This window comes from Dryocola sp. LX212, assembly GCA_041504365.1.
GTDB lineage: Bacteria > Pseudomonadota > Gammaproteobacteria > Enterobacterales > Enterobacteriaceae > Dryocola.
In genome coordinates this window covers 1103507-1116044 of the sequence record CP167917.1, presented here as the reverse complement: position 1 = coordinate 1116044, position 12538 = coordinate 1103507, and the positions used below count along the sequence as shown (strand labels likewise).

The 12538-nt window shown below is 56.9% G+C and carries 11 protein-coding genes; 3 read left to right on the top strand and 8 right to left on the bottom strand.

The window, feature by feature from the left end; all coding sequences use genetic code 11:
• Positions 1 to 223: 223 nt before the first annotated feature.
• The 3 genes from ACA108_05305 to ACA108_05295 are packed head-to-tail and all read right to left on the bottom strand — an operon-like array spanning position 224 to position 4290.
• Positions 224 to 2002, bottom strand: coding sequence for a SmdB family multidrug efflux ABC transporter permease/ATP-binding protein (locus ACA108_05305; GenBank protein ID XEX96957.1), 1779 nt, complete (start codon positions 2000 to 2002; stop codon positions 224 to 226).
• A complete protein-coding gene (locus tag ACA108_05300; GenBank protein ID XEX96956.1) occupies positions 1995 to 3770 on the bottom strand; it encodes a SmdA family multidrug ABC transporter permease/ATP-binding protein in 1776 nt (591 codons plus the stop codon). Before ACA108_05300 ends, ACA108_05305 begins: the two co-directional genes overlap by 8 nt.
• A gap of 55 nt (positions 3771 to 3825) precedes the next feature.
• Positions 3826 to 4290 carry an Lrp/AsnC family transcriptional regulator gene (locus ACA108_05295; protein ID XEX96955.1) on the bottom strand — a complete coding sequence of 155 codons (465 nt, stop codon included), beginning with the start codon at positions 4288 to 4290 and terminating at the stop codon, positions 3826 to 3828.
• 115 nt (positions 4291 to 4405) lie between these two features.
• Here ACA108_05295 and ACA108_05290 point away from each other — a divergent pair, with 115 nt between their 5' ends.
• Entirely contained in the window at positions 4406 to 5452 is a 1047-nt protein-coding gene (locus ACA108_05290; protein ID XEX96954.1) for a PLP-dependent cysteine synthase family protein, read from the top strand.
• A 41-nt stretch (positions 5453 to 5493) separates the two neighbouring features.
• On the opposite strand, the gene cof is transcribed toward ACA108_05290, so the two are convergent.
• Complete coding sequence (gene cof, locus ACA108_05285; protein ID XEX96953.1) at positions 5494 to 6315, bottom strand: HMP-PP phosphatase; 822 nt, start codon at positions 6313 to 6315, stop codon at positions 5494 to 5496.
• Positions 6316 to 6416: 101 nt separating this feature from the next.
• On the opposite strand from cof, the gene ACA108_05280 reads away from it, so the two are divergent.
• The gene (locus ACA108_05280) at positions 6417 to 8120 is read left to right on the top strand and encodes an SgrR family transcriptional regulator (GenBank protein ID XEX96952.1); all 1704 of its coding nucleotides are present in this window, start codon (positions 6417 to 6419) and stop codon (positions 8118 to 8120) included.
• An 87-nt stretch (positions 8121 to 8207) separates the two neighbouring features.
• On the top strand, positions 8208 to 8903 hold the full coding sequence (gene queC / locus ACA108_05275) for a 7-cyano-7-deazaguanine synthase QueC (protein XEX96951.1): 696 nt from the start codon (positions 8208 to 8210) through the stop codon (positions 8901 to 8903).
• A gap of 35 nt (positions 8904 to 8938) precedes the next feature.
• On the opposite strand, the gene ACA108_05270 is transcribed toward queC, so the two are convergent.
• The 4 genes from ACA108_05270 to hupB form a co-directional block, all read right to left on the bottom strand.
• Positions 8939 to 9337, bottom strand: a complete 399-nt coding sequence (locus ACA108_05270; GenBank protein XEX96950.1) for a YbgC/FadM family acyl-CoA thioesterase — start codon at positions 9335 to 9337, stop codon at positions 8939 to 8941.
• Positions 9338 to 9456: 119 nt separating this feature from the next.
• The gene (locus ACA108_05265; GenBank protein ID XEX96949.1) at positions 9457 to 9837 is read right to left on the bottom strand and encodes a ComEA family DNA-binding protein; all 381 of its coding nucleotides are present in this window, start codon (positions 9835 to 9837) and stop codon (positions 9457 to 9459) included.
• A 148-nt stretch (positions 9838 to 9985) separates the two neighbouring features.
• The gene (gene ppiD / locus ACA108_05260; GenBank protein XEX96948.1) at positions 9986 to 11860 is read right to left on the bottom strand and encodes a peptidylprolyl isomerase; all 1875 of its coding nucleotides are present in this window, start codon (positions 11858 to 11860) and stop codon (positions 9986 to 9988) included.
• A gap of 227 nt (positions 11861 to 12087) precedes the next feature.
• Positions 12088 to 12360 (bottom strand): nucleoid-associated protein HU-beta, encoded by a 273-nt coding sequence (hupB, locus tag ACA108_05255; protein ID XEX96947.1) that lies wholly within the window; start codon positions 12358 to 12360, stop codon positions 12088 to 12090.
• Between the last annotated feature and the right edge of the window lie 178 nt (positions 12361 to 12538).

The following is a 12538-nucleotide window of genomic DNA, read 5'->3' as shown; positions in this document are numbered from 1 at the left end:
TCAGCAGCACTGGAAGAGGTAAAGCAAGCCCCGTGCCAGAAATGAAATTCGGGCGCGATTCACAGGGCCAGGCAGGCGCTTTGCGGGGTGTTTCTGCGGTCGGAAGGCAGGAGGCAGATTCAGAATGTTCCTGGCAAGAAAAAACGCACCATGCTGGTGCAGGGTGCGTTTCATTTTTGCACCAGCGGCGATAGCCACTGGATTTATGCGTGATTGTGGTGCATCAGGCGGTGAGCGACTCCTCGCGGGTAGCCGCCGCAAGTTCTTCACCGACAAGCTGGAGCTGATACATCTGCCAGTAGCGCCCTTCCGCCGCCAGAAGTTCGCTGTGGGTGCCCCGCTCCACCGCCTGCCCGCGATGCAGAACCAGAATGGTATCCGCGTCGGTAATGGTCGACAGACGGTGGGCAATCACCACAAGCGTAGTGTGCTCGCGGATGGCGGCTAACGCCTGCTGAATAGCCTGCTCGGTACCGGAGTCGATATTCGCCGTTGCCTCATCCAGAATCAGGATCTGCGGAGCCTCCACCAGCACGCGGGCCATGGCCAGCAGCTGCTTCTGCCCCACCGAGAGATTGTTGCCCTGCTCCCCCAGACGCGTGTGTATACCGTCAACCATCGTGCGGGCCAGATCCGCAAGCTGCACGGTTTCTAGCGCCTGCCATACGGCCTCTTCGCTGATGTCGCGCCCGAGCGTGACGTTAACAAAGAACGAATCCGCCATCACCACCGGATCCTGCTGTACCATCGCCACGCCGCGACGAAGCGTGCCGTGGCTCAGCGTATCGAGCGGGCGACCATCCAGACGAATTTCACCGCGTGTCAGCGGGTAATAGCCCATCAGCAGGTTCGCGAGGGTGCTTTTGCCGCTGCCGGTATGCCCCACCAGCGCCACGAAGCTGCGCGACGGCACGTCCAGATTGATATCCTGAAGCACCAGCCGATCGCCACGGTAGGCAAAGGAGACGTTATCCACCTCGATGCGGCCGCTTTGCAGCGGCTGCTCGTCATGGCCGTAATCCTGGCGCTTGCCGTCCATCAGCTCAAACACCCGCTCACCGGCCACCACCGCCTGCTGCAGCATCGACTGCTGGGTAGTCAGTTCGATCAGCGGCTCGTTAAGACGGCCTAAATAGTTGATGAAGGCGTAAAGCACGCCGACTTCGATGGTGCCCACCGAGGTGAAGCCGAACAGCATCAGCAGCCCGCACAGCACCAGCGCAGAGAACAGGCTCAGAAGCGGCCTCAGCAGGAAGCCGTCCAGACGCAGGGTCTGCATGCGCGCCAGATAATGCGAGCGGCTCGCCTCCCCCATGCGTTCGCCAAAACGCGCCTGCTGGCGGAACTGCTGGATCACGCTCATGCCGTTGATGACTTCGTTGAAGCCGTCGTTGATGTCCGCCAGGTAGCTGCGCACGCGGCGGACAATAGGCGTGCTGTAGCGCTGGTAAATCACCATCACAATCAGCACCGCCGGGAAGATAGTCACCGCTACCAGCGCCATGCGCCAGTCGAGGCTGAACATCGCCACCAGCATCGCGCCAATCAGCGCCGCGCTGCGCAGTACCGTTGCGACAACCGTGACGTAAAGGTCGCGAATCACTTCCGTATCGTTAGTAACGCGTGAAATCAGCTGCCCGACCGGCTGGGTATCAAACGCGCTCAGCGGCTGGCGCAGCGCCGCGTCCATGACGTCCATCCGCAGCTGCTGCACCACGCCGACCGCGGCTTGGTTAAACAGCAGCGCCTGCCAGTAGTGCAGGCCCGCAGCGGTAACAGAAAGCAGCAGATAAGCCGTTGCCAGCCCGGCCACCAGTGCAACCGGCAGCCTGTTTTCGGAAACGATGTTGTCGATAAAGTAGCTGACCAGAATCGGCCCGGTCACTTCCGCCGCAGCGGCAATCCACAGCATCACCACCGCGCCCGCCAGCGGCTTGCGCCACGGAGAGCCGTACGCCAGCAGGCGTTTAATGGTCGGCCACTGCTTCGTTAATTTACGCACGGGCGACCTCCTCATCGGCCTGTACCGGCGCATCGTCCAGCGCCGCCTCAAGCTGCTGATAACGATACATATCGCGATACCAGCCGGGCTGCGACGCCAGCGCATCGTGGCTACCGCGCTGGGCGATATGCCCGTGCTGCATCACCAGGATCTCGCTCGCTTCGGTCAACGCGGATAAACGGTGCGCGCTGATAATCACCGTGCGGTTCTCGCCCCACTGGCGCAGGTTGTGAAGAATGTCATGCTCCGTGCGCCCGTCCACCGCCGAAAGCGCATCGTCCAGAATCAGGATTTCCGCATCCAGCAGCAGCGCGCGGGCAATGGAGATACGCTGTTTCTGCCCGCCGGAGAGCATCACGCCGCGCTCGCCGACTTCGGTTTCGTAACCCTGCGGCAGGCGCAGGATATCCTCATGAACGCTCGCAAGCCTTGCAACGTGCTCAATCTCTTCCTGAGTTGCGTTTGGCTTGCCGAGGGCAATATTGCTGGCCACCGTGTCGGAGAAGAGGAACGGCGTCTGGTTCACCACCGCAAGGCGGCTGCGCCAGGCGTCGAGCTTCATTTGCACGAGGGGAACGTCGTGGAAGCGAATGTCCCCCTGGTCGATATCAAAGTGGCGCTGAATCAGCGACAGGATGGTGCTTTTACCCGCCCCGGTTGGGCCACACAGGCCCAGCATGCCGCCCGGCTTAAGGGTAAACGAGACGTTCTCAAGCGTAGGCTTAGCGGTTTGCGGATAGTGGAACGCACGAATATTAACCTGCACCGTGCCGCGGCCTTCCGGCGCCAGTTTCTCACCGTCCGTCACAGATGGCGCCTCCGCCAGCATGCTGCGGATACGGCTGTACGCCGCGCTGCCGCGCTCGACGATATTAAACATCCACGCCAGCGCCAGCATGGGCCAGATCATCAGCCCCAGATACATCACGAAGCTGGTGAGCTGCCCGAGCGTCAGCGTGCCCTGCATCACCATCCAGCTGCCGCCGCCCACCGCCAGCAGGTTAGCCGTGCCGATGGCGATATAAATCGTCGGATCAAAGCGGGCATCCACCCGCGCTACCCGCATGTTCTTCTTGCCCGCATCCTGCGCTTCGGCGGCAAACAGCGCCGACTGCCGGTCTTCCAGGCCAAAAGCTTTGATCATGCGGATACTGGTCAGGCTCTCCTGGGTGCGGTCGTTAAGCGTTGAGAACGCCGCCTGCGCCAGCTTGAAGCGCTGGTGAAGCTGATCGCCGTAGCGTTTGATGACAATAGCCATCACCGGCATAGGTAATAAGGAAAGCAGAGTCAGCTCCCAGCTGATTTGCGTGGACATCACAATCAGCACCGCGAGGCCCATGACCAGCGAATCGACCAGCGTGAGCACGCCCTCGCCCGCCGCGAAGACCACGCGATCGACATCGTTCGTTGCGCGCGCCATAAGATCGCCCGTGCGGTGGCGCAGGTAAAATTCCGGATGCTGGCGGCTGAGCTGGCGGTAATAATCCTCGCGCAGTTCCACGGCAAGCTGATAGGACGCCCCGAACAGCAGCACGCGCCACACATAGCGCAGCATGTAGACGACGATGGCAATGGCAATCATCACCCCAAGCCACATCAGCACCTGCTGGCCCGAAAGGCTTTGCGAGGTCACGCCGTCCACAATCACCCCTACCAGCTTCGGCGGCACGAGCTGCAGAACAGCAATGATGATAAGCAGGGCCACCGCCCCGAGATAGCGTCGCCACTCCCGGGTGAAGTACCAGCTTAATTGAGCAAATAATCGCACGCGATATTCCTGAGTAACTGGATAATTAACTAATAAGAAGCGCCTTAAAGCAGGGTTATATGCTGCTTATCGGCAAAGCTGTCGTGTATTTTATCTGTTCCATGGCGAAACTCGAAGTCACATCAGTTAAACCGGGGATACCGTTGACCAGCCGCTTGTAAAAGTCGTCGTAACGTTTCATGTCCGCTACCTGGACACGCATCAGGTAGTCATACTCCCCGGCCATGCGCCAGAAGCCAAGCACCTCGGGCATATCAGCTACCACGGCGACAAACTTGCAGTACCAGTCACTGCTGTGCTGCTGGGTTTTGATCAGAACGAAAGCGGTCAGGCCAAGGCCGAGCTTTTCGGGGTCCAGCAGCGCGACTTTTCCCCGCACGATGCCGTCGTCCTCAAGTTTTTTCAGGCGCTTCCAGCAGGGCGTGGTGGTCAGATTAACGGCATCCGCCAGCGCCTGCAAAGAGAGGGTGCAGTCTTCCTGCAGCAAGGAAAGCAGCTTACGGTCAATTTTATCTAACATGGGGGTCTTCAGGAGAAAGGTTTTCTCTAATGAAAGCGCTGAACAGGTTAAATGGCAACTTTTTTATCCCGATTTTGCTTTACGCTAGGCACAAAAAGACAAACGGATCCTAACCATGACCAGTAGCTGGGTAAACCACGCCATCAGTGAAATTAACGCCGATTATCAGCGCTCGGCAGACACGCATCTCATCCGCCTGGCTTCGCCTGCTTTTCCGGGTATTCAGCTGTATCTGAAAGATGAAAGTACTCATCCGACGGGCAGCCTTAAGCATCGTCTGGCGCGCTCGCTGTTTCTGTACGGCTTGTGTAACGGCTGGATCAACAAAGGCACGACCATCATTGAAGCATCCTCGGGATCGACCGCCGTCTCTGAGGCCTATTTCGCGCGCCTGCTTGGCCTGCCGTTTATCGCCGTCATGCCCGCCTGCACCGCAAAACGTAAAATCGAACAGATCGAGTTTTACGGCGGCCGCTGCCACTTCGTGGAGAGCGCCTGCGAAATCTATGCTGCCTCTGAAATGCTGGCCCGCGAGCTGAACGGCCACTATATGGACCAGTTCACTTTCGCCGAGCGCGCAACAGACTGGCGCGGCAACAACAATATTGCCGACAGCATTTTCCGCCAGATGGACCATGAGCCGCACCCGGTACCAGATTACATTGTCATGAGTGCGGGTACGGGCGGCACTTCCGCGACAATTGGTCGCTATCTTCGCTATCAGGGCCACCCGACAAAACTGCTGGTGGTTGACCCGTTAAACTCCGTTTTTCTGGACTACTGGCACCAGCGCGACTGCAGCCTGAGCAGTAAAATCGGTAGCAAAATCGAAGGCATTGGCCGCCCGCGCTGCGAACCGTCGTTTATTCCGGACGTTATCGATGAAATGATGCGCGTGCCGGACGCAGCCAGCGTTGCTACCATGCAGTGGCTGGAAACAGTTCTGGGCCGCAAAGTAGGCGCTTCGACCGGTACGAATATGTGGGGCGCATTGCATATGGCCGCACGTATGCGCACGGAAGGCCGGACGGGTTCGATTGTGACGCTGTTGTGCGACAGCGGCGAGCGCTACCTGGAAACCTATTACAACGAAGGGTGGGTTAAGGCGAACATCGGGGATTTACAGCCGTGGCGAGCTGAGCTACAGAATCTTATGAAGTAAAAAAGTGGCCGGGTACTCGCCCGGCCTGCTGAAATACCTTGTCATTCGGGGGAATAAGTCAGGTTTGGTGTATCCAGCCAATGCGTCAAATAGTGCGAAACCGCCTGGTTACTGCAGTGTCCAATAACCGGCAGATGAGGTAATTCATTTTTCAGCTGCGTCATCGCGTTGCCCATGACCAGACCTTGTCCTACTAAAGAAAGCATTTCCCGGTCATTCATCGCGTCGCCAAACGCCATACACTCCTCAAGCGTCATGCCAAGATGCTCGCTTAGTTTGCCCAGCGCCGAGCCTTTGTTGCAACCAACAGGCAGCACTTCCAGACAATCTGTCGCCGAGAAGCAGAGAAACGCTTTGTCGCCTAGCGCCTCGCTAAGCTGAATTTTCAGGCGGCTGAGGTCTTCGTGATCGCCGCAGAAGCAAATTTTGGTGACCTCGTCCATTGACAGGCGCTTAAAGTCGGTGAGCCTGTATCTGAAGCCGCTGTAGACATGGGCGTGAAGCAGTTCCGGGATTTCGTGTTCCGTCAGCCAGCCGGTGTCGTTGAACACGTGCATGCTGGCTTTTGTATCCCAGGGCTGATGAATGACGATCCCGGCGGCGTCCGGCGTCAGATCCTGCCGGTGCAGAAGCTCGCCTTCTATGCTGTGAATACGCGTTCCGTTGCCGGTAATTAAAAAGGCATCAAGATCGATAGAGCCAAGGACATGACGCATCTCCAGTACGTGGCGGCCAGTGGCAAAGGCCAGCGTCATCTGCCTTTCATTACGCAGCCGCCTCAGCGTGCGCAGGGTCTGTTCACCAAGGTGATGGTCCGGCATCAGTAGTGTGCCATCCATATCAAATGCCGCCAGACGTGCCATACAAACTCCTGAGACTTGCCTTACAAACATGGCTGCCAGTATTGCCTGGCATATACGGAACTAATAGTGAATACTTTAAAAAAATTGTTCCGGGTTTAACAATGCGCCTGCTTAATCGACTTAATCAGTACCAACGGCTGTGGCAGCCCACGGCGGGTGAGCCCGTGCAGGCGACCGTAGCCGAGCTGGCGGGACGCTGCTTTTGCAGCGAGCGCCACGTTCGTACGCTGCTTAACCAGCTGGAGGCAGCAGGCTGGCTTACGTGGCGGGCGCGGTCCGGGCGCGGCAAGCGGGGAGAGCTGACTTTCCTGGTTACGCCAGAAAGCCTGCGATCCAGCATGATGGAAGAAGTGCTGCATAAAGGGCAGCACCAGAACGCGCTCGATCTGGCGCAGATCGCCCCAGAACAGCTTCGCCACCTGCTTCAGCCGTTTCTGGGCGGCCAGTGGCAAAACGACACCCCTACATTGCGTATTCCGTACTATCGTCCCCTCGAATCCCTGCAGCCGGGCTTTATGCCAGGGCGCGCAGAACAGCACCTGGCCGGGCAGGTTTTTTCCGGTCTCACCCGCTTTGTTACCCACAGCACCCTGCCCCAGCCCGATCTTGCTCATCACTGGCAGGTTTCCGACGACGGCCTGAGCTGGCATTTCTTTATTCGGTCGACGCTGCACTGGCACAGCGGCGAGGCGGTACAAACCTCGCAGCTGCAGCAGCGCCTGCTGATGCTGTTAACACTGCCCGCCATGCGCCGCCTGTTTATCAGCGTTAAGACGATCGAGCAGCCCCACGCGCAGTGTCTGCAGTTTGTGCTGCATCGTCCGGATTACTGGCTGCCGTGGCGGCTGGCGAGCTACTGCAGCCGCCTCTCCCATCCCGACGACGCCCTGCTGGGCTGCGGCGCGTTCCGCATTGCGAGCTTTCAGGAGAATCTCGTACGCATTGAAAGCCACGAGAGTTATCACCTGAACCACCCGCTGCTGAAGGCGATTGAATACTGGATCACGCCCGCGCTTTTTGACACGGCGCTGGGAACAAGCTGTCGCCATCCGGTGCAGATCGCCATTGGCCAGCAGGACGATCTGGTTCACCTGCGCCCGGTCAGCAACAGCATCAGCCTGGGGTTTTGCTATCTGGCCATCAAGCAGAACGGCAGCCTGACCCCGCAGCAGGCGAGAATGCTGATGCAGATTGTGCGCAAGCACGAGGTGATTGCCACGCTGCCGGTGGAAGAGTCCTTGATCACCCCAAGCACCGAGATGATCCCCGGCTGGACCATCCCGGAATGGCAAACCCTCGAAAACGTAGCGCTGCCGCCGAAGCTGACGCTGATCTACCATCTGCCGGTGGAGCTGCACGCCATGGCACGGCAGATAAAACAGCATCTGGCGGCGCTGGGCTGCGAACTGACGCTGATTTTCCACGATGCCAAAAACTGGGCGGACTGTGCGGCGCTGGATGATGCGGATATTCTGATGGGCGACAGGCTGATTGGCGAAGCGCCGGAATACACCCTCGAACAGTGGCTACGCAGCGATATTCTCTGGCCGCGCCTGCTGACCGGGGCGCAGTATGCGCGACTTCAGGCTACGCTTGACGGGGTGCAAATCCATCCCGATAACGCAACGCGCTATGCCGGCCTGAAAGATGTCTTTAGCTCGCTGATGAAAGAGGCGATTGTGACGCCGCTGTTTAACTACCGCTACCAGATAAGCGCCCCGCCCGGGGTCAACGGCATTGAACTCAACGCATGGGGTTGGTTCGATTTTACTCAGGCCTGGCTCCCTCCGCCTTCGATGAACTGACGCATCAGCAAAGAAACTGGTTAGCCACGTTTCAGGGCGTTACCATAGGCGAAACGTAACATTCATTTGGTCATTACAGGATTAGTCATGAAACGTGCAGTTGTCGTTTTCAGCGGTGGACAAGACTCCACAACCTGCCTGATTCAGGCGCTACAGCAGTATGATGAAGTTCACTGCGTGACGTTCGACTACGGTCAGCGCCACCGCGCGGAGATCGACGTCGCCCGTGAACTGGCGCTGAAACTGGGCGCCCGCGCGCATAAGGTGCTGGACGTGACGCTACTGAATGAACTGGCCGTCAGCAGCCTGACGCGCGACAGCATTCCCGTCCCCAATTACGACCCGTCGGAAAACGGCATTCCCAGCACCTTCGTGCCGGGCCGTAATATTCTGTTTCTGACCCTGACGGCAATTTATGCGTATCAGGTAGAAGCAGAGGCAGTGATTACCGGCGTATGCGAGACCGATTTCTCCGGCTACCCTGACTGCCGGGATGAATTTGTTAAAGCGTTGAATCATGCGGTCAGCCTGGGTATGGCACGCGATATCCGTTTTGAAACGCCGTTGATGTGGCTGGATAAAGCGGAGACCTGGGCGCTGGCGGACTACTGGCAGCAGCTGGATCTGGTTCGCAAGGAAACCCTGACCTGCTACAACGGTATCAAGGGCGACGGCTGCGGAGAATGCGCCGCCTGCCACCTACGCGCCAACGGCCTGAATCATTACCTGGCAGATAAGCCGATGGTGATGGCCGCCATGAAAAAGAAAACCGGTTTGCAATAATCTCCCCGGGCGTGGTGCTCGCCACGCCCTGCCGGTCACTCCATCATCTGCTCAAGCTTTTCGCGTAGTTCACCTTCAATGGGCAGCGACTTCTGCGTTTTCAGATCGATGCAGACAAAGGTCAGCAGCGCGTCGGCCACGGCTTGGCCTTCTGGCTCCAGAGTGACGAGTTGGCTCAGCACGCCGCTTTTGCCGTTTAGCTGCTGCAGGCTGCTGGTAATGGTCAGCACGTCCCCCAGCACTGCCGGACGGCGGTAGCTGATATTGATATTCACCACGATAAAGGCGATGTTGCGTTCGTTCATCCACTGAAAGCCCGCCGTGCTCTCCAGCCCTTCCCAGCGGGCCTCCTCAAGAAACTCCAGATAGCGGGCGTTATTCACGTGCTGGTAGACATCCATGTGGTAACCACGAACTTTAATTTGTGTTTGCATAGCGCGATAACCTTTTCATTTTATTAGGCAGGCAAGATGATCAGGTCACACAAACTGGTATGACCTGTCATTCAGCGTAGCAAATTTTTACGACTACGCTAGCCTGTACGCACTAACCGTTAAAGTTTTATACGCCCACGGTTACGCTCCACCAGCGCGCTGCCGATCCCCGGCACCTCCTGCAGCTGATCGGCCTCTTTAAAAGGACCGTACTCTTCCCGGTAGCTGACAATCGCCTGCGCCTTTTTCAGCCCCACGCCGTTCAGCGCCTGGGCGAGCTGTTCCGCGCTGGCGGTATTAATACTTACTACTCCGTCGTCCGGATCGGCTGCTTTAGCTTCGCTCGCTTTGTCTTGGTGTGGTTTCGGGCTGCTCTTCTCCGCCACGGCGGTAGTTTGCACAACCGCGTTACTCTTGGCTGGTGCCGCATGGGCAGGGGTAGAGGCTCCGGCACAGGCCAGAACCAGGGTAAAACACAACGCTTTCACTGCTGATTTCATGCTATTTCCTCCATGTGTTTGATAGCGAAGCCACCATAGCGGGAGAAAAAAGCCTGAACAATTGACGGTTTTAAAATGTGGAAAAGGCCGCGAAAGCGGCCTTTGATTTTTGCATTCTGTTGCAGTTATCTGCGAGAGACGCCGAAGATTATTGCTGCTGGACGACCACGTCGCCCATTTTGATCTTCGCTTCTTTGCGCAGGTTGGTCATCAGCGCTTCAAACGCAATTTGGGCATTATTCTGCGTGATGCCCTGAACCATGGCTTTTTTCTGATCGGCTGGCATGGTGCCTGCTTTCACTTCATCCAGCGCCAGCAGCACCACATTGCCCTGCATGTCGTTAGCCACACCGTAGCTCGGCTTGCCCTTTGCCGGCAGAGGTAAGGTAAAGGCAGCCTGGCTAACAGGATCCTGGCCGGTACGAGTCAGCGTTTTCGCTTCGCCAAAGCTCAGACCTGCGGCTTTCAGCGCGTCCTGACCTTTCCCCTGCTTCAGTTCGTTCAGCAGTTTGTCGGCGTCAAGCTTCGCCTGCTGCTCAGCTTTCTGGCGTTTAACCTGGGCGATAACCTGGTCACGCACTTCTGCCAGCGGCTTAATCGCTTCAGGCTTGTGCTCCGTCACACGCAGAACAAAAGCACGGTCGCCGTCCACGGTGATGATGTCGGAGTTGCTACCCGGCGTACCATTCTGACCGACCAAAGTACCGTTGAAAATGGCTTCTGATACAGGTTTGAAGTTCAGCTCAGCAGGAATGTTGTCGTGACCGAACCAGCCTGTTTCAACTGCTTTAACGCCTGCAACCTGCTCTGCACCTGCCAGAGATTCGTTATCGTTGCTTGCCGCATCGCTCACTTTCTGCTGCAGCGCATAGTAGGCATCGAGCGCTTTTTCCTGCTTCACTTTGTCAGCAATCGCGTCATGGACTTCAGAAAGCGGCTTGGTTTTCGCGGGTTGAGCATCATCCAGACGCACGACCAGGAAGCCTACGGATGATTTGATCACGCCAGACAGCTGGCCTTTCTCTTTTAGAGCGGCATTTTTCAGCTCGTCAGGCGTGGTGCCCGGCTCAAGCCAGCCCATATCGCCGCCGTTACGGGCAGAGATAATGTCAGCTGACTTCGCTTTTGCCAGAGCGGCGAAATCGCCACCTTTGTTCAGCTCGTCCAGAACCGCTTTCGCTTCCGCTTCTGTCTTGGTCTGAATCACGCTGTAGCGGCTACGCTGCGGCTGGGTGTACTCATCCAGATGCTGGTCATAATAGGACTTCACCTCGGCATCCGTTGCGGTTTCCGGCATTGATGCAGCATCCAGCTTGATATAGCTGACCTTGAACTGCTCAGGCGCCATAAAGCGGTTTTTGTTTTGCTCGTAGCTGGCGTTGACTTCCTGCTCGGAAGCCGTCTGCTTCGCAGCCAGCGCAGTCACATCAATGGTTGCTTCACGGACCAGACGCTCCTGAGACACCAGGGTCGCCAGTTCGTCGGTTTCACCATTGAGCATAAAGTCGGTGCCTACCAGCGCGCTAATGAGCTGCTGGGTGGTCAGTTGGTTACGCAGCGCCTGCGCATACTGATCGGCTGACATCCCCATATTGCCGATGATGGCGATATAACGGGCGTTATCGAATTTACCGTTATTCTGGAAGGCAGGCTCTTTGAAGATCGCCTGTTTGACTTGTTCGTCGCTGATGCCCAGTCCCAAATGTTTGGCATACTGGTCCATCAACGCTTCGTCGATCATGCGGGAGAGCACCTGTTGGCGCATCTGGTTCATGTAACCTTCGCTGGCAGCGAGCTCGGAGAACCGATCGCCCAATTGTTGCTGCTGGCGGTTACGCTCGCTGGCTACCGCATTTTCGAACTGCCCACGACCAATCTCCTGGCCATTAACTTTTGCGGCATAATTAGCGTTACCGCCAATCAGGTAGTTACCCACGCCAGTCAAAATGAATGACACGATAATCAGACCCAGAATGATCTTGAGCACGACGTGATTTGCCGCCGCGCGTAAATTGTCCATCATGGTGATACAACACTCCGCTGTAGTGTAATTGGTAAACCCTGCGCAGATGCCCGTGCATCCTTGCGAACGCGCTAAGCTCCGCCGCTGCGCATAAGAGGGCTATTGTGACAAGAATCCCGCCCCAAATCATCAAGCAAGCGTAAAATTAAGCCTGATTAAACAAAAAAGGCACATCGGATGATGCGCCCCTGACAAAGCTTTACGGTTCAGTTAACAGATAGTCGAACTTAATTGACCGCGTCTTTCAGCGCTTTACCCGCACGGAACCCTGGGACTTTCGCTGCAGCAATGGTGATCTCTTTACCGGTCTGAGGATTACGGCCTGTACGGGCTGCACGCTCTTTAACCGCGAAAGTACCAAAGCCAACCAGTGCTACGTCTTCTCCGGATTGCAGAGTTTCAGTAACAGAGGCGATAACAGCATCCAACGCACGTCCAGCAGCAGCTTTAGAAATATCAGCACCTGCGGCAATTTTGTCTATCAGTTGAGATTTATTCACTCTTCTCTTCCTCTCGTTATTATTTATATCGTACCCATACCCATCAAAGCACGACCGCGCAGCAGTTATATCAGGCCTGCCATGCCCGCACAACACTCGTTATACGAGGCAGACTTAGCCAGCTGTCTAACTTAGCGAGACAAAAAAAAGCTGGCAAGTGAGAATTCACTTACCAGCC